The organism is Actinoallomurus liliacearum, from assembly GCF_039542035.1.
Taxonomy (GTDB): Bacteria; Actinomycetota; Actinomycetes; order Streptosporangiales; family Streptosporangiaceae; genus Actinoallomurus; species Actinoallomurus liliacearum.
In genome coordinates, this window is record NZ_BAABHJ010000026.1 from 81,955 (window position 1) to 99,565 (window position 17,611).

14 protein-coding genes are annotated in these 17,611 nt (G+C 71.9%); 8 read left to right on the plus strand and 6 right to left on the minus strand.

The window, feature by feature from the left end; all coding sequences use genetic code 11:
• Positions 1–126: 126 nt before the first annotated feature.
• Both ABD978_RS31080 and ABD978_RS31085 read right to left on the minus strand, forming a co-directional pair.
• Positions 127–1,836: a serine/threonine-protein kinase gene (locus tag ABD978_RS31080; RefSeq protein WP_345362755.1), complete on the minus strand. Its 1,710-nt coding sequence runs from the start codon at positions 1,834–1,836 to the stop codon at positions 127–129.
• A 66-nt stretch (positions 1,837–1,902) separates the two neighbouring features.
• On the minus strand, positions 1,903–2,859 hold the full coding sequence (locus tag ABD978_RS31085; RefSeq protein ID WP_345362758.1) for a quinone oxidoreductase family protein: 957 nt from the start codon (positions 2,857–2,859) through the stop codon (positions 1,903–1,905).
• Positions 2,860–2,993: 134 nt separating this feature from the next.
• On the opposite strand from ABD978_RS31085, the gene ABD978_RS31090 reads away from it, so the two are divergent.
• Entirely contained in the window at positions 2,994–5,000 is a 2,007-nt protein-coding gene (locus ABD978_RS31090; RefSeq protein ID WP_345362761.1) for a HelD family protein, read from the plus strand.
• Positions 5,001–5,176: 176 nt separating this feature from the next.
• On the opposite strand, the gene ABD978_RS31095 is transcribed toward ABD978_RS31090, so the two are convergent.
• Entirely contained in the window at positions 5,177–5,821 is a 645-nt protein-coding gene (locus tag ABD978_RS31095) for a TetR family transcriptional regulator (RefSeq protein ID WP_345362763.1), read from the minus strand.
• Positions 5,822–5,952: 131 nt separating this feature from the next.
• Here ABD978_RS31095 and ABD978_RS31100 point away from each other — a divergent pair, with 131 nt between their 5' ends.
• The 3 genes from ABD978_RS31100 (at position 5,953) to ABD978_RS31110 (ending at position 10,641) form a co-directional block, all read left to right on the plus strand.
• Positions 5,953–7,539, plus strand: coding sequence for an MFS transporter (locus tag ABD978_RS31100; protein WP_425550783.1), 1,587 nt, complete (start codon positions 5,953–5,955; stop codon positions 7,537–7,539).
• A 160-nt stretch (positions 7,540–7,699) separates the two neighbouring features.
• Positions 7,700–9,001 carry an MFS transporter gene (locus ABD978_RS31105; protein ID WP_345362769.1) on the plus strand — a complete coding sequence of 434 codons (1,302 nt, stop codon included), beginning with the start codon at positions 7,700–7,702 and terminating at the stop codon, positions 8,999–9,001.
• Between the two features lie 401 nt (positions 9,002–9,402).
• The gene (locus ABD978_RS31110; protein WP_345362772.1) at positions 9,403–10,641 is read left to right on the plus strand and encodes a cytochrome P450 family protein; all 1,239 of its coding nucleotides are present in this window, start codon (positions 9,403–9,405) and stop codon (positions 10,639–10,641) included.
• A 134-nt stretch (positions 10,642–10,775) separates the two neighbouring features.
• On the opposite strand, the gene ABD978_RS31115 is transcribed toward ABD978_RS31110, so the two are convergent.
• The 3 genes from ABD978_RS31115 to ABD978_RS31125 form a co-directional block, all read right to left on the minus strand.
• Positions 10,776–11,183 carry an NUDIX hydrolase gene (locus tag ABD978_RS31115; protein ID WP_345362775.1) on the minus strand — a complete coding sequence of 136 codons (408 nt, stop codon included), beginning with the start codon at positions 11,181–11,183 and terminating at the stop codon, positions 10,776–10,778.
• Between the two features lie 132 nt (positions 11,184–11,315).
• Complete coding sequence (locus ABD978_RS31120) at positions 11,316–12,359, minus strand: PP2C family protein-serine/threonine phosphatase (protein WP_345362778.1); 1,044 nt, start codon at positions 12,357–12,359, stop codon at positions 11,316–11,318.
• A gap of 164 nt (positions 12,360–12,523) precedes the next feature.
• Positions 12,524–12,997, minus strand: coding sequence for an RrF2 family transcriptional regulator (locus tag ABD978_RS31125; protein WP_345362781.1), 474 nt, complete (start codon positions 12,995–12,997; stop codon positions 12,524–12,526).
• A 314-nt stretch (positions 12,998–13,311) separates the two neighbouring features.
• Between ABD978_RS31125 and ABD978_RS31130 the strand changes: the two genes are divergently transcribed.
• The 4 genes from ABD978_RS31130 (at position 13,312) to ABD978_RS31145 (ending at position 17,595) form a co-directional block, all read left to right on the plus strand.
• Positions 13,312–14,349: a LacI family DNA-binding transcriptional regulator gene (locus ABD978_RS31130; protein ID WP_345362785.1), complete on the plus strand. Its 1,038-nt coding sequence runs from the start codon at positions 13,312–13,314 to the stop codon at positions 14,347–14,349.
• Between the two features lie 125 nt (positions 14,350–14,474).
• A complete protein-coding gene (locus ABD978_RS31135; protein ID WP_345362788.1) occupies positions 14,475–15,788 on the plus strand; it encodes an ABC transporter substrate-binding protein in 1,314 nt (437 codons plus the stop codon).
• A gap of 3 nt (positions 15,789–15,791) precedes the next feature.
• Complete coding sequence (locus ABD978_RS31140) at positions 15,792–16,760, plus strand: carbohydrate ABC transporter permease (protein ID WP_345362791.1); 969 nt, start codon at positions 15,792–15,794, stop codon at positions 16,758–16,760.
• Positions 16,753–17,595 carry a carbohydrate ABC transporter permease gene (locus ABD978_RS31145; protein ID WP_345362794.1) on the plus strand — a complete coding sequence of 281 codons (843 nt, stop codon included), beginning with the start codon at positions 16,753–16,755 and terminating at the stop codon, positions 17,593–17,595. The genes ABD978_RS31140 and ABD978_RS31145 overlap by 8 nt, the downstream gene beginning before the upstream one ends.
• Positions 17,596–17,611 lie beyond the last annotated feature (16 nt).

The following is a 17,611-nucleotide window of genomic DNA, read 5'->3' on the forward strand; positions in this document are numbered from 1 at the left end:
CAGGCCCTAACCGGCGTGCGCTCCTGAGGCGGGACCCCGCCCGACGAGCACGCCGCCGACCCGATCCCGCACCTGCGCCGCCACTGGGCCGCGCACCAGCCGGAGGACCCCGTACGGCGGGAGCGGCTAGCGGATCGCGGACAGGTCGAAGTTGTCGAACCGCACCCGCACGTCCCCGCCACTTCCGCCGTTCTCCTGCGCGGCGACCAGCCCGGCCGCGCCGTTGGCGAGGGCGCCGCTCCTGTCGGAGGTCTCGGCGGCGAGGGTGCCGTTCAGCCACAGGCGCAGCCGTACTCCGCCGTCCTGTTCCTCGCACGCCGCCTGGAGGCGGTTCCGCTTTTGGTGCTTGAAACCGGCGGCGGACTGTTTCTTGACCAGCTCGCGGGTGCCGGCCTTGCCGGCGGCCTTCCGGATCAGCACGCCCTGGCCGTCCGCGCGGACCAGGAACTCGTAGTAGGCGGTGTCGTCGCTCGTGCCGGTACTCCGGCAGAAGACGCCCAGCATCCCGTACGCCGGGCCGCCCAGCACCGTCGCGTCCACGCTGACGAGCGCCCGTTTGGGCGCGTCCTGGGCGACCTTGTCGGACGGGGCCTTCTCCGCCCGGCGCGTGTAGATGCTGGTGCCGGCGTCGATGCGGTATCCGCTCGCGTAGTAGCCGCTCCCGGCGTACCAGGTCGAGCCCGACCAGCCCGAGGACGTGTTGGAGAAGTCGTCGGCGTAGAAGGGGACCGTCTTCGACGGCGGCCCGTCGGAGCCGGTCAGTGCGACGACGGTGCCGAGGCCGACGACCAGCACCCCGGCGGCCCCGCCCGCGGCGAGCAGCCATCGCCGGCGACGCGGCGCGGCGACGCGGAGAGCGTCGGGGCGCGTCTCGTGGCCGTCCGGCCGCGCCCGGTTCCGGGCGGGCCCCATGGCGGCGGACGCCGTGCGGTCCGCCGGAGGCGGTGACGTCCGGTCGTCCGGGATGGCCCATGTACGGCCGAGGGTCTCGGCGGCGTGCGCGGTGTCCTCGTGCGGGCGCCCGGTGAGGCGGTCGAGGAGCTCCTGCGCGGACGGGCGTCGCCGCGGATCCTTGTCGAGGGCCCGCACGACCAGCTCGCGCATCCCCTCGTCCAGGTCCGTGAGGTCCGGCTCGCCGTGCGCGATCCGGTACAGGACGGCGGGCACGGTCGGGCCGTCGAAGGGCGGCCGTCCCGTCCCGGCGTACGCGACGACGCACCCCCAGGCGAACATGTCCGAGGCCTGCGTCGCGGTCTCGCCCATCACCAGCTCGGGCGCCATGTAGGCGGGCGTCCCGATGAACTGCCCGGTCCGCGTCGCGCCGGAGACGGTGTCCAGCGCCCGGGCGATCCCGAAGTCGATGACGCGCGGGCCGACCGACGACAGCAGGACGTTCGCGGGCTTGAGGTCACGGTGCACCACGCCGGCCGCGTGGATCGCGGTGAGCGCGGTGGCGACCCCGACCGCCAGGTGCTCCAGGGCGGCCCCGCGCATCGGCCCGCCGTCGCGTACGAAGGCGTCCAGGTCGGGTCCGTCGACGAACTCGGTCACGACGAACAGCGGCTCGCCGTCGATCCGGGCGTTCAGCACCGGAGCGGTGCAGAAGCGCCGCACCCGGCGGGCGGACTCGACCTCCCGGCGGAACCGGTCCCGGAACATCTCGTCGTCGGCCAGCTCCGGGTTGATGACCTTGACCGCGACGCGCTCCCCGCTCGCGCTCTCCCCGAGGTAGACCGTGCCCATGCCGCCCCGGCCGATCCGGCCGACGAGCCGGTAGTCGCCGAGCCGGGGCGGGTCCTCGGGCCGCAGCCGATCGATCGAGCTCGTTCCCGTCACGGCGGCCCGCCCCTCCTGTCGCTCGATGAGCGATAAGACTAGTGGGCGGGCCGGGCGGTTCCGGACTTACGGGACGAGCAGCAATTTGCCGGTCGTCCGGCGGGCCTCGAGGTCCTCGTGGGCCCGGCCCGCGTCGGCGAGGGGGTACCGCCCGCCGACGTGCACCGACAGCTCACCGGAGGCGATCCAGCCGAACAGGTCGTCGGCCCGCCACAGGAGCTCCTCGCGGGTGGCGACGTAGTGCACCAGCGTGGGCCGCGTCAGGAACAGCGAGCCGCCCGCGTTGAGCCGCTGCGGATCGACCGGCGGCACCGGCCCGCTGGCGGCGCCGTACAGCGCGAGCAGGCCGCGCGGCCGCAGCGAGGCGAGGCTGCCGTCGAAGGTGGTCTTGCCGACGCCGTCGTAGACGACCGGCACGCCGCCGGTGCGCGAACGGACCTCCTCGGCGAAGCCGTCGTAGCGGAGGACCTCATCGGCCCCGGCGTCGCGGGCGAGCTTCTCCTTCTCGTCGGTGGAGACGGTGCCGATCACCCGGCCGCCCCGCAACTTGATCATCTGGGTGAGCAGCAGCCCCATGCCGCCGGCCGCGGCGTGCACGAGCGCGGTGTCGCCCGGCTTGACCTCGTACGTCGAGTGCGTCAGGTAGTGGGCGGTCAGGCCCTGCAGCAGCACCGCGGCGGCCAGGTCGGGGGCCACTCCATCGGGCACCGGGACGACCCGGTCGGCCGGTGCGACGGCGAGCTCGCCGTACGCCCCCCTCAGCTCGGCGGACGCCACGACGTCACCGACCCGTACGTCGGTCACCCCGTCGCCGACCGCCGTGACGCGGCCGGCCCCCTCGGCGCCGGGAACGGCCGGCGTCTCCTTCGGATAGACGCCCTGCCGCTCGTACACGTCCTTGAAGTTGACCCCCGCGGCGGCGAGCTCGATGACGACCTCGCCCGGGCCCGGCTGCGGATCCGGGACCTCGGTGAGCCTCAGCACGTCCGGTCCGCCGTGCTCGGTCATCACGATCGCGCGCATCGCGACCTCCTTACGTTCGATTCCCATCGAACATTAGCGCGCCGGTCCGGGCACGGGAAAAACGGGCTGAGGCAGGCGCGCCCACGTACTAAGTTCGGAACTTCGCGCTTCCCATCGACCGAAAGGCTTTCGTCATGCCCACAAGAGAGGCGGAGGACACCGACCCCGAGATATCCGCCGAACGCGCGCACCTGACGCTCTCGCGGGAGGCACTGCACCGTATGCGGGAGAACGTCCTGGCCCTCGACGCGTCCGTGGCCGGCGACTGGGTCTCGGCCGAGGTGCTGAGCGCCGAGCTCGCCAAGCGCGCCGAGTCGCTGCGGGACGACCCCACCACCGCCCTGTTCTTCGGGCGCGTCGACCATCCGGACGAACGCCTGTACGTCGGGCGTCGGCACGTGCACGACGACGGCGGCCGGGCACTGGTCATCGACTGGCGGGCACCCATGGCGCGGCCGTTCTACAAGGCGAGCACCGCGGACCCGATGGGGCTCGTGCTGCGCCGCCGGTTCGGGTACTCCGGCGGCGAGCTGACCGCGTTCGAGGACGAGGACTTCTCCGCCACCGTCGAGTCACGGCTGCTGATCGAGGAGATCGAGCGGCCCCGCGTCGGCCCGATGCGCGACATCGTCGCCACGATCCAGCCCGAGCAGGACGACATCGTCCGCGCCGACGCGGACCACACGCTGTGCGTCCAGGGCGCGCCGGGCACCGGAAAGACCGCCGTCGGCCTGCACCGGGTCGCCTACCTGCTGTACGCCCACCGGGAGCGGATGCGCCGGGGCGGCGTCCTCGTCATCGGCCCGAGCGCGTCCTTCCTCGACTACATCCGCGGCGTGCTGCCCGCCCTCGGCGAGGTGAACGTCCAGCAGCGCACCCTCGACCAGGTCGTGGCCGCCGTTCCGGTGACGGCACGGGACGAGGCCGCCGTCGGGCGGATCAAGGGCGACGCCCGCATGGCGGAGGTGCTGCGCCGCGCGGTCTGGAGCCACCTGAGCGAGCCGCCCGAGGCGCTCGTGGTGCCGCGCGGCACCCGCCGCTGGCGCGTCCCCGGCTACGAGATCACCGAGCTGGCCGAGGCCCTGCGCGACCGCGGCGTCCGGTACGGCGCCGGCCGCGACCTGCTCGGGCACCGGATCGCGCACGCCGTCCTGGTGCGGATGGAGACCGGGGGCGAGGTGTGCGACGACCGGACCCACGAGGCGGTCCGCCGGACCCGCCCGGTCAAGGCGATGGTCGACCAGGTCTGGCCCGCCGTGGACCCGGTGCGCGTGGTGATGCGCCTGCTCTCCGACGCGGAGTTCCTCGGCCGGGCCGCCGACGGCCTCCTCGATCCGGCCGAGCAGGCGGCGCTGCTGTGGGACCGGCCGCCGCGCGGCCCGAAGTCGGCCCGCTGGACGCTCTCCGACGCCGTCCTCGTCGACGAGGCCGCCGACCTGGTCAGCCGCACCTCGAGCCTGAACCACGTCGTCCTGGACGAGGCGCAGGACCTGTCGGCCATGCAGTGCCGCGCGGTCGGCCGGCGCTGCGAGACCGGCTCGGTCACGGTGCTCGGCGACATCGCCCAGGGCACCACGCCGTGGGCGGTCGGCGACTGGCCGACGCTGCTGCGGCACCTGGGGAAGCCGGACGCGGACCTGACCGTCCTCGACCGCGGCTACCGCGTGCCGCGCCAGATCATCGACTTCGCGAGCCGCCTGCTCCCGCGCATCGCCCCGGAGCTGGCGCCGCCGACGTCGGTGCGGTCCGCGCCGGGAGCGCTGCGGGTGAACCGGGTCGCCGACCCGCACGCCGCGGTGGAGGAGGCCTGCCGCGACGCGCTGGCCGGCGAGGGGTCGGTCGGGCTGATCGCCGCCGAGGCCGACCTGGACGGGCTGGGCGCGCACCTGACGGCGCGCGGGCTGGAGCACGTACGCCTCGCGGACGGCATGGCGGCGGCGCGGCTCGTCCTCACCCCGGCGACGCAGGCCAAGGGCCTGGAGTTCGACCAGGTCATCGTCGTGGAGCCGGCCGCGATCGTCGAGGCGGAGCCGGACGGCGACCGCTCGCCCGGGCTGCGCCGGCTCTACGTCGTCCTCACCCGCGCGGTCTCCCGGCTGACCGTCCTGCACGCGCGCGACCTGCCCGAACCGTTGCGCTGACCCGGCCGCCCCGCCCGGCCCTGACCAGGCGGGGCGGGATCCCCGGCCGTGATGGCCGGCCGCCGGTCGTAGGCGCGCCGGGCTCCCCGGCTGTGGCGGCCGGTCGCCGGTCGTAGACGCGGTCGGCGGTCGGGGTGGGCTCCCCGGCTACGGCCGGCCGCCGGTCGTAGCCGCGGTCAGCGGGCGGACCAGGCGTGGGGGAGCGTCTCGGCGGCGACGGCGAAGACCTCCTCGATGCGCGAGGCGACCTCGTCCGGCTGGAAGAGCCCGTCGCGCGCGCACCCGTCGAACCCGATCCGTATGACGGTGAGGAAGGTCGCGGCGATCAGCGTCGGGCGCAGGTCGGTCGCGACGTCCACGTCCATCCGCCGGGCGAGGATCGCGGCGAGCTGCTGCTCCATCTCGCTGAAGTAGCGCAACTGCGACACCGCGAGCGCGGGACTGCGCTCGACCAGGTCGCGGATCTTGGCGAACCGGTCCGTGTGCTCCTCGTCGGCGGACCGCACGGAGTCGAGGACGTGGTGGATCGCGGCGGCCAGGGCCGTGATCGGCGGCTCGTCGCCGGGCCGGTCGTCCAGGGTCGCGAGGAAGACCTGGTCGTACTCCCGCAGGATCGAGAGAGCGACGTCCTCCTTGCCGGCGAAGTACCTGAAAAATGTGCGTTGCGACACATCGACCGCCGCGACGATCTCGTCGATCGTCGTCGCCTCGTATCCCTTGGCGAGGAACAGGTCCAGCGCCGCGTCGGTCAACGCCCAGCGTGTCCGCTGTTTCTTGCGCTCCCGCAAGCCGGTGGTGTCCACACCCGAAGTTTCCACCATGTCACCTCCAGCTCACGTCTTGTTTCAGAGTGTGCCATAAGACAGCGTGTGACTCTTAAAACGATTTGTCATCTGTCAGTAGCTGCCATAACTTTGAGGTGCCTTCGGCCACTTGTACAAGGGGGAGTGAGATGTCGCAGCCGGCGGTACAGGAACGTCTGCCCGCGGGAGCGGGGCCTAAGCGGCGGGGGATGGGAAATCCCTGGCTGACGCTCGTCGCGGTGGCGCTCGGCGTCATCATGGTGACCCTCGACGGCACGGTGGTCGCGATCGCCAACCCGGCGATCTCCAAGGACCTCGGGGCGTCGCTGGCGGACCTGCAGTGGGTCACCAACGGTTACCTCCTCGCCCTCGCCGTCTCGCTGATCACCGCCGGCAAGCTCGGTGACCGGTTCGGCCACAAACCGGTCTTCCTGATCGGCGTCGCGGGCTTCGCGCTGTCCTCCGCGGGGATCGGCTTCTCCAAGACGATCGGGATGGTGATCGCCCTGCGGGTCCTGCAGGGTCTGTTCGGCGCGATGCTCCAGCCGACCGCGCTCGGCCTGCTGCGCGCGGCGTTCCCGGCCGAGCGCCTCAACATGGCGATCGGCCTGTGGGGCGCCTGCATCGCGGCGTCCACGGCGTCCGGCCCGATCGTGGGCGGCCTGCTGGTCCAGCACGTCAACTGGGAGTCGGTCTTCTTCATCAACGTCCCGGTCGGCGTCGTGGCCCTGATCACCGGCGGCCTGTTCCTGCTGAACGCCCGCGGCGAGGCCAAGTCCGGCGGCTTCGACCTCACCGGCATCCTCCTGCTGTCCGGGATGCTGTTCGCCCTGATCTGGGCCGTCATCAAGGCGCCGACCTACGGCTGGACCGACCTGAAGACGCTGGCGTTCTTCGGCGCCGCGGTGGTCCTGCTGGTCCTCTTCGTGGCGCGCGAGCACCTGGCCCGGGAGCCGCTGCTCCCGCTCACGCTGTTCCGCTCCGTGTCGCTGTCGGTGGGCGTCGTGCTGATGACGCTCATGGCGTTCGCCATGTTCGGCGCGATGTTCTTCCTGACCTTCTACCTGCAGAGCGTGCACGGGCTGACGCCCGTGTCGACCGGCGTACGGCTGCTGCCCATGATGCTCGCCATGATGCTGGCCTCCCCGATCGCCGGCGGGGTGATCTCCAAGGTCGGGCCGCGCGCGCCCCTGGTCGCCGGCATGGTGTTCACCGCCGTGGCGTTCATCGGCATGTCGCGCCTCGGAGTGGACGCGAGCTTCATGGCCATGGCGCCCTGGTTCGCGCTGATCGGCGTCGGCCTGAGCCCGGTGATGGTCGCGGCCACCGACATCATCGTCGGCAACGCCCCCGTCGCCCTGTCGGGTGTCGCGGGTGGCCTGCAGCAGGTCGCCATGCAGGTCGGCGGCGCGCTCGGCACCTCGGTGCTGGGCGCCGTCCTGACCGCCAAGGTGGCCGGGGTCCTGCCCGGCCACATGAAGGAGGCGGGGCTGCCGGCGCCGTCCCCGGCCCAGGTCGACCTGATGAAGGGCGCCATCTCGCAAGGCGTCGCGCCGGTCCCGAAGAACACCCCGCCGCAGGTCGCCGAGCTGATCGTCAAGGCCAGCCACCTGTCGTTCATCGACGGCATGCACCTGGCCTTCATCGTCAGCGCGGTGATGGCGTTCGTCGCCGCCCTGCTGAGCCTCCTCGTCCGGGCGGGACGCAAGGTCGAGGGCGCCGCGATGCACATCTGAACCGGCCGTTCACACGTCCTCGCCGAGCGCCGCGAGGAGCCCTCCGGGGCTCTCGCGGCGCTCAGCGCTTTTCGTCACATGTCGCCGGTTTCCGGCCGTCCGGGGTCCGGGTAGTCGTCCTGCGTAACTGAAAACGGCTCGGGGGCGACAGGAGGATCCGATGGTCGTCGCCGGGACGGAGCACCGATCGCAGGTGCGCAGGGCGGCCGCCGCCGCCATCGTCGGCACCTCGATCGAGTGGTACGACTTCTTCCTCTACAACACGGCCGCGGCCGTCGTCTTCAAGGACGTCTTCTTCCCCAAGTCCACCGACTACGTCGGCACGCTGTCGTCCTTCGCGACCTACGCCGTCGGCTTCGCCGCCCGGCCGATCGGCGCCGCGATCTTCGGCCACTGGGGCGACCGGCTCGGCCGGAAGGCCACCCTGATCGTCACGCTCCTCCTCATGGGCGTCTCCAGCGCCCTGATCGGCGTCCTGCCGGGTACCGGCACGATCGGCGTCGCCGCGCCGATCCTCCTCGTCGCCCTGCGCGTGCTGCAGGGGATCGCGGTCGGCGGCGAGTGGAGTGGCTCGGTGCTGCTCTCGATGGAATGGGGCGACCAGCGCCGACGGGGCCTGATGGCGAGCTGGCCGCAGATCGGCGTGCCGATCGGTCTCATCCTCGGCACGGTCGCGATGTCGTCGCTGGCCACCGCGAGCGGGGACGCGTTCAAGGACTGGGGCTGGCGCATCCCGTTCCTGTTCAGCCTCGTGCTGGTGGGAATCGGCCTCTGGGTCCGGCTGCGCGTCATGGAGACGCCGATGTTCGCGAAGGTGGTCGAGCGCCAGCAGGTGGAGAAGGTCCCGGTCCTCGAAGTGATCCGCCGGCACCCGAAGGAGATCGTCCTCAGCGCCCTGCTGCGCTGCTCGGAGCAGATGCCGTTCTACATCTTCACCTCGTTCGCGCTGACCTACATCGTCGATCACGCGGGGCGGTCGAAGACCTTCGCGCTGAACGCCGTCGCCGTGGCCGCCGCACTGGAACTCGTCCTCATCCCGGCCTTCGGCCACCTCAGCGACACCGTGTCCCGCAAGCGCGTGTACGCGGCGGGTGCCCTGCTGATCGGCGTCATCGCCTTCCCGTACTTCGCGCTGCTCAACACGGCCGTCCCCGTCGTCGTCTTCCTCACCGTCGTCCTGGCCCAGGTGCCGCACGCCCTGCAGTACGGCCCGCAGGCGTCGCTGATCGCCGAGGTCTTCCCGACGAAGCTCCGGTACGGCGGCGCGGGCATCGGCTACCAGCTCGCCTCGGTCATCGCGGGCGGCCCGGCACCCCTGCTGGCGACCTGGCTCCTGCACGACCACGGCTGGTGGGCGATCTCTCTGGTCATGGTCGTGGCGGCCGTCCTGACCCTGACCGCTACCGCCCTCCTCCCGGACCGCAGCCGGATCGACGTCGCCGAGGACGCCGCCTACACCTGACCACCGCTCGCCCCAAGCCGCCGCTCGCGCTGCGGCGTGCGAAAAGCTCGGTGGAGCGCACGCCGGCAGCGGACCGAACATCCCGAAACGGCCGCGACCCGATGCGTTCGCCGAGCCCTGCGCCCGCCAGTCACGAAGGTCTCCGCTCGTGGGCGCGGATCCAGCCGCTGCACCCGGTCGGCCACCGTCATCGGTCTGCTGGTGCCGCGCCAGGTCCCGTCGCCGGTGGAGGTCACCAGTGTCGCGCTGGTCATCACGGGCGTCGCGCTGCACCGCGAACGCCGCGGACCCTCCGACGGTGGTGACTCTCCCCTGTAGCCCGCTGGACGACGCCCATTTACGGCGTTCCTGACTTATAGTCGTGGCCGGCGCCGATCCGACCGCATCGTCAGGAGCCACCGATGGAAGACCGCTCGTGCCCGTACGTCCTCGATCCCGCCGGCACGGACATTCACACCGAGGCGGCGCGGCTGCGGCAACGCGGCGCGGTGACGCCCGTCGAGCTGCCCGGCGGGGTGGTGGCGTGGGCGGTGACCGGCCACGACGCCCTCAAGCGACTGCTGGCCGACCCGCGTGTCTCCAAGGACCCGCGCCGGCACTGGACACGCTGGAAGAACGGCGAGATCACGCCTGACTGGCCGCTCTACATCTGGGTCGCGGTGGAGAACATGTTCACCGCCTACGGCGCCGACCATCGGAGGCTGCGCGGAATCATCTCCCACGCGTTCACCCCGCGCCGTACCGCCGCGCTCAGGCCGCGCGTCGAGGAGATCACCGAGGACATCCTCGACCGGCTCGCCGCCCTTCCCGACGGCCGGGCCGACCTGCGCGAGGCGTTCGCCTACCCGCTGCCCATCGAGGTGATCTGCCGGCTCATGGGCGTCCCCGACGGACCGCGGGCGCGCATCCGGCGCGACGTCGACGTCATCTTCACCACGTCCGCGACCGCGGAACAGGCCATGGCCGCCCACCAGGACATGTGGGCCGTGCTCGCCGAGCTCGTCGCCGACAAGCGCCGGACCCCCGGCGACGACCTCACCAGCGCCCTCATCACCACCCGGGACGAGGACGGCTCGCGGCTGACCGAGGACGAGCTCGTCGGCACGCTCATGCTGATGATCTCCGCCGGCCACGAGACCACCGTCAACCTCCTCGACCACGCCGTCACCGCGCTGCTGACCCACCCCGGCCAACTCGCGCTCGCCCGCAGGGGAGACGTCGCCTGGGCGGACGTCATCGATGAGGCGCTGCGCTGGCAGGCCCCGGTCGCAAACCTGCCGCTGCGCTACGCCGTGGAGGACATCCAGGTCGGTGACGTCACGATCGCCCGTGGCGACGCGATCCTCGCCTCGTACGCCGCCGCCGGCCGCGACCCCGGTACGCACCCCGCGGACCCCGAACGGTTCGACGTGACCCGTCCCGACAAGGAGCACCTCTCCTTCGGCCACGGCGCGCACTACTGCCTCGGCGCCCCGCTCGCCCGGATGGAGGCCGAGATCGCCATCCCGGCCCTCTTCGACCGCTTCCCCGACCTCGCCCTGGCGGTCGACCCGAGCGAGTTGGAACACCTGCCGTCGTTCATCTCCAACGGCCATCGCACGCTCCCGGTCGTGCTGCACCCCGAACGCTCACCCGCCTGACCGGATCGTCCGCGTTCCAGCCGGGAGCCGGGTCTCCGGCCCGCCCGGCCGGGCGCCGACCACTCCGCACGGGGTGCGGCGGACAGGCACCGCGCATTAGGACAGTGGGGCTTAGAGACAGGCCCTGGCAGCGGTCAGGCTCGGGAGGGGCGGGGGAGGACGTCCCAGGCGGCGAGGGTCTCGATCAGGCCGGCGGTGGTCGGCAGGGCGGCCAGTTCCTCGGCGTCCACCCAGCGGGCGTCGCGGGCGTCGTCACCGGCGCGCAGGGCGCCGCCGTCGACGGTGGCCCGGTAGTCGCGGATGTCGTAGGTGACGCCGCCGGGGCCGGCGCGGTCGACCGAGCCGACCAGCGGTCCCGGGACGACCCGCAGCCCGGTCTCCTCGGCGACCTCGCGGACGACGGCGTCGGCGTCGCTCTCGCCCGCCTCGGCCCGGCCGCCCGGGAGCGACCACATGCCCTCGCCGGGCGGGTGCCCACGGCGGATGAGGAGGAGCCGTCCCTCGGCGTCATGGACGATCGCTCCGACGCACCGCACACGCATGCCCCCAGGGTGCCACGAACCGGATCCCCGGAGGCGGCCGTCCGGCCGTCGTCGAGCGCGGACCGACGTGGCCGACGAGGCGGCGCTTGATCCGGTGTCCCCGGGCCGGGGCCGCTCACGCCGCCGGGTGGTTCAACGACCGGCGCGTTCGACGGCGAGGATGGCCGCATCGTCGCGGAGGCGCCCGCCGACGTAGGCGAGAAGATCCGCGTGGATGTGGTCGACGAGCGCGCCGGCACGATCCTCGGTCCAGCCGTCGAGCCGTTCGACAAGAGGGAAGAAGCCCCCCGCGGAATCGCGGGCCTCGATGACACCGTCGGTGTGGAGCAGGAGGACGTCGCCCGCGTCGAAGGCGAACGTCTCGATCCGAGGCGCGGTCCCCGCCAGTCCGCCCAGGCCCAGCGGAGGCGCGGGCTCATCGACCTCGAGCACCGAGAACGCCTTCTCATGCAGTCGCAGCGGCGGGGGATGCCCGAAGTCGACCAGCCGGAGAACGGGCTCGTCGTCGGGAATCTCGATGAGCATCGCGGTGATGAAGGACTCCCCGGACATCTTCGGTTGCGCCGGGTCGGCGATCTGCGAGCGAACGCTGCCCTCCAGGAAGTCCGCGAGTTCGGAGAGGTCCCCCCGCTGTGCGGCGGCCCCGCGGAAGGCGCCGATGAGCGCCGCGGCGTCGTTGACGGCGGCCAGCCCCTTCCCCCGGACGTCCCCGATGATGAGGCGCGTCCTGTCCTGCGCTCGCGTGACCGCGTACAGATCACCGCCGATCTGTGCCTCGTCCTCCGCGGCGAGATAGAGCGCGGACAGCCGCAATGGGCCCGCCTGCTGCGGCAGAGGGCGGAGCACGGCCTGCTGCGCGACCTCGGCGACCGTCCTGACCTGCCGCAGCTCCTGGAGACGGCGGTCCCGCACGTAGCACATGGCCGTGGTGAAGGCGGCCACCATCAGCAGTGCGGCCAGCTCGGTCAGATGAGTCAGCACGCCCTTGGCCGACATGATCAACGAGAAGGCGCCGGTGGCCAGGATCCAGTTGAGCCCGGTGGTCAGCGGCCCGAAGAACCAGGCCACGACGATGGCCTCCACGAAGAGCATGTCGCTCAGCCGGATATGGCTCGGCGAGGCGAGGTCCACCCCGAGGAGTGTCACGACGAAGGCGGCCGCGAGTGCCAGGACCACCCTGTCTCGGCGGCTCGATTGAGGGGCGTTGAGATTCAGCACTGCTGCACCTGCTCGACTTCGCGGGGGGACGGCCGGAGCTGTCGGGTCATAGGGGACGGGATGAACGTGACATTCGGGTTGTATCGGTGGGTGTCCGCCAACGGCGCGGCATCTCGGCGGTCTCAGCCCTTCGCGTACCAGTGCCGGGTTCTCTCGACCGCCGCGGCGGGTGCTCTGGCCATCATGTCGGCGAGCGTCTGAGCTGCCAGCTCTCGCCGCCAGGCCATCTCCGCCCTGCGTATCCCGGTGGTGATCACACACTGCCGCGCGAACTCCTGCGGATCTCTGCCGGCTCCGGCTCCTCGCCGTCGGATCTCGGTGCAGCGGAACGCGCCGTCGCGCCCTTCGATCGCCGTGACGACGTCGAGGAGGGTGATCTTCTCGGCGGGCCGGGCCAGCCGGAATCCGCCGCGGGCCCCCGGGCTCGAGGCCAGGACGCCCGCGCGGGTCAGCGCCTGCAGATGCTTGTTCAGGTAGGCCGGCGGCAGTTCGAAGGTCGCGGCGAGCTTCGCCGTCGGCACCGTCCGGTCGCTCCCGAGCCACCCCAGTGTCAGGCAGCAGTGGAGCGCCCACTCGACACCTTCGCTCATCCGCATGACCTGGATACTACACCTCCAGATTGCGGCCATGGAAGATGAAAATACCCTCTGACCTGGTAAAACGTGATCACGGACGGGGTGTCTGCTCGGAAGGGTCGGCCGGGTCCGGGGCGTCATCCGACGCCGGCGCCCGTGCCGGACGAACGCCCGCGTCGGTCACGGCCCGGTGCGGGACGGTGGCGGAGGAGGACGGTCTGCGCTCGACCGGATGCCATCGGCGACAGCACGTTAAGTCGACGGTCAAAGTCATGTCAACGGCCTTTCGGATAATCTCGAGTGGAGGAACAAAACCGGTTTGGCAAGAGGTGGGGATGAAGCGTCCGACGATCGCCGACATCGCACGCCGGGCGGGCGTCACCAAGAGCACCGTCTCATTCGCGCTGAACGACCGGCCCGGTGTGTCCGCGGCGACGCGCGACCGCATCCTGGCCATCGCCCGGGAGATGGGGTGGCAGCCGAGCCGCGCGGCCCGCGCCCTGTCCGGCGGCCGGGCGGGCGTGCTCGGCCTGGTGGTGGACCGGCCGGCGCGGACGCTGGGGATCGAGCCGTTCTTCGTGCAGCTCATCGCCGGCATCGAGAGCGAGCTGGCCGCGCGTGACGTCGCGCTCCTGCTGCAGATGGTCGAGGACCGCGGGGCGCAGCCGGCGACCTACCGCCGGTGGTGGGCCGAGCGCCGCGTGGACGGGGTGTTCCTCGTCGATCTGCGGCTGGAGGACGAGCGGGTCGGGCTGCTGGCCGAGCTGGGGCTGCCCGCGGTCGTCGTCGGGGGCCCGGAGGGGTGCGGCGGGCTGCCCGCCGTCTGGAACGACGAGGCCGAGGCCGTACGGGCCGTGGTGGAGTACCTCGCGGCGCTCGGCCACCGGCGGATCGCCCGGGTCACCGGGCCGCCGGAGCTGCGGCACACGGCCGCGCGCGGCACCGCGTTCGCGGCCGCGGCCGGCGCGCTGGGCGTGACGACGGTCGAGGCGGCCACCGACTACACCGGCGAGGAGGGGGCGCGCGCCACGCGCCGGCTGCTCGCCGCGTCCGCCCCGCCGACCGCCATCGTGTACGACAACGACGTGATGGCCCTGGCCGGACTGGCCGTCGCCGCCGAGATGGGGGTGCCGGTGCCCGGCCGGCTGTCCGTCGTCGCCTGGGACGACTCGGTGCTCTGCCGGCTGGTCCACCCGCCGCTGACCGCGGTCGGGCTCGACATCTCCTCCTACGGCGCGGAGGTGGCGCGCCGCCTGCTCGACCTGGTCGCCGGGCGGCCGGTCGAGAGCGGCTGCCACGCCATGCCGGTCCTGACCCCACGGGGCAGCACCGGGCCTGTCCCCTCAGGGACGGTTGACGCAAAACCGGTTTAGTGTTCCTATCGGTAGAACGGATTTCCAAAGTCGCCGGAGAAACGCCGGGGGCCGGGCCGTACCCGGTCTTCGGCCGGTCTGCGCTCGACCGGATGCCACTCCTGACGGCCGATGGGAGTTCACAAGTGAAGGCACGCCGAATCACGGCGCTCGTCACGGGCGCCCTCATGGTCATGGCCGGCGCCGGTTGCGGAGGCGGCGGCGGTGACAAGTCCTCCCCGAAGACGCTGACCTACTGGGCCAGCAACCAGGGCCGCTCCATCCAGCAGGACCAGCGGGTGCTCGGCCCCGAGCTGAAGAAGTTCGAGCAGCGGACCGGGATCAAGGTCAAGCTGGAGGTGATCGGCTGGCCCGACCTGCTCAACCGCATCCTCGCCGCGACCTCCAGCGGCAAGGGCCCCGACGTCCTCAACGTCGGCAACACCTGGTCCGCCTCGCTGCAGGCCACCGGGGCGTTCCAGGCGTTCGACGACGCGACCATCGCCAAGGTCGGCGGCCGGGGCCGCTTCATCCCCTCCACGCTCACGTCGACGGGGGCCGCCGGGAAGCCGCCGGCGTTCGTCCCGCTGTACGGCCTGGCGTACGGCCTGTTCTACAACAAGAAGCTCTTCGCGGCCGCGGGACTCAAACAGCCGCCGCGGACCTGGCAGGAGCTCGTCACCGACGCGAAGAAGCTCACCGACCCGGCGAAGAAGCGGTACGGCGTCGGCATCCTCGGCGCGAGCTACACCGAGGGCGCGCACTTCGCCTTCATGTTCGGCGCGCAGTACGGCGCCCGGCTCTTCCAAGGCGGGCAGCCGGGATTCGCCTCCCCGGCGATGGTGGCCGGCGTCCGGCAGTACCTGGACCTGCTGGGCACCGACAAGGTGATCGACCCGGCCGACGCGGAGTACGTCAACGACGACCAGATCCTCAAGGACTTCGCGGCCGGGAGGTTCGGCATGATGATGATCCAGAGCTACGCCACCGCCGGGGTCGCCGAGAACGGCATGAAGGAGTCCGACTACGGCGTCACGCCGATCCCGCTGCCCGATCCGCTGCCGCAGGGCGGCCGCCGGGTCGCCAGCCACGTCGCGGGCATCAACGTCGGCGTGTTCAAGAACTCCGGGAACAAGGACGGCGCGCTGAAGCTCGTCGAGTTCCTGACCAGCCCGGAGGAACAGAAGATCCTCAACGCGGCGTGGGGGAGCCTGCCGGTGGTCCCGCAGGCGTACGACGATCCGAGGTTCCAGACGCCCGCGATCCGCACGTTCCGCGCCGTGCTGGCGAACTCCGCCGAGACCCTGCCGATGATCCCGCAGGAGGCCCAGTTCGAGACCCTCGTCGGCAACGCCGTCAAGGGCCTGATCGCCGACGCGGCCGCGGGCCGCCCCGTGGACGACGCGACGATCCACGCGAAGCTCGCCGACGCCGACAAGAAGATGCAGGCGGGCGGCTGACGGGTGACCCGGACGGTTTCGCCCCCCGGGAGCGCGCCCGCGCGCGCTTCCGGGCGGCCCGCACCCAGGCGCCGGCGCCGTGTCAAGGCGCTGCCGTACCTCCTGCTGCTGCCCGCCCTCGTCGCCGAACTGGTCATCCACATAGTCCCGATGCTGGTCGGGGCGTGGATGAGCCTGCTGCACCTCACCCAGTTCTTCATCCGTAACTGGACGCAGGCGCCGTACGGCGGCCTGGCCAACTACCGGATCGCGGTGAACGCGCACGGGCCCGTGGGCAAGGACCTGCTGCAGTCGTTCCTCGTCACGTTGGCGATCACGGCCGTGGTCGTCGGCTGCTCGTGGCTGTTCGGGATCGTCGCCGCCGTGCTGCTGCAGCGCCCCTTCCGGGGCCGGGCGGCGCTGCGGACGCTGTTCCTCGTCCCGTACGCGCTGCCGGTGTTCACGGCGGTCATCACCTGGCGGTTCATGTTCCAGCGGGACACCGGCATGGTGAACGCCCTGCTGTCCGACGAGCTGAAGCTCGCGCACGGCCACCCGTTCTGGCTGCTCGGCGACCGCAGCTTCGCCGCCGTGGTGATCATCGCGGTCTGGCGGATGTGGCCGTTCGCGTTCCTCACCGTCACGGCGGGGCTGCAGGGCATCCCCGGCGAGCTGTACGAGGCGGCGGCCATCGACGGCGCCGGCTCGCTGCGCGTCTTCCGGCGGGTGACGCTGCCGCTGCTGCGGCCGGTCAACCGCGTCCTGCTCCTCGTGCTGTTCCTGTGGACGTTCAACGATTTCAACGTCGCCTACATCCTGTTCGACCAGCCGCCGGCGGCGGCCGACATGATCTCGATCCACATCTACAACGCGTCCTTCATCACCTGGAACTTCGGGCTCGGCTCGGCGATGTCCGTGCTGCTCCTGGTGTTCCTGATGGTGGTCACGCTCGGATACCTCGGAGTCGGACGGCTGAGGAGCCGCCATGCGTGAGTCCCGTACGCTGCGCTGGGCGCGGCCGGTCGTCCTCGGCCTGCTGGCGCTGTTCACCGTGCTGCCGCTGTACGTCATGGCGGTCTCGTCGATCAAGCCGCTGAAGGACGTGCAGGGCCGGTTCGCCTGGCTGCCGTCGCACGTGACGGTCCGGCCGTTCGTCGACATGTGGCGCACGGTGCCGCTCGGCCGCTACTTCGTGAACAGCCTGGTCGTCTCGGTCTCGGCGACCGTGCTCTCGGTGGCGATCGCGATCCTCGCCGGGTACGCCGTCAGCCGGTACCGCTTCGCCGGGCGCGGCACCTTCCTGACCGCCGTGCTGTCGACCCAGATGTTCCCCGGCATCCTGTTCCTGCTGCCGCTCTTCCTGATCTTCGTCAACGTCGAGAAGTACACCGGCGTCCGGCTGTACGGCAGCCGGACCGGCCTGACCGTCACCTACCTGACGTTCGCGCTGCCGTTCTCCATCTGGCTGATCGCGGGGTACTTCGACACCATCCCCCGCGAGCTCGACGAGGCGGCGCGCGTCGACGGCGCCGGCCCGCTGCGGACCCTGCTGCGGGTGGTGCTGCCGGTGGCCGCGCCCGGCGTGGTCGCGGTGGCGATCTACGCGTTCATGACGGCCTGGGGGGAGGTGCTGTTCGCCTCGGTGCTGACCGACGACTCCACCCGGACGCTCGCCGTCGGCCTGCGCGGCTACGCCACCCAGGCGAACGTCTACTGGAACCAGGTGATGGCCGCCTCGCTGGTCATCAGCCTGCCCGTGGTGGTCGGGTTCCTCGCCCTGCAGCGCTTCCTCGTCCACGGGCTCACCGCGGGCGCCGTCAAGTCCTGACCACCGAAAGGCCTCG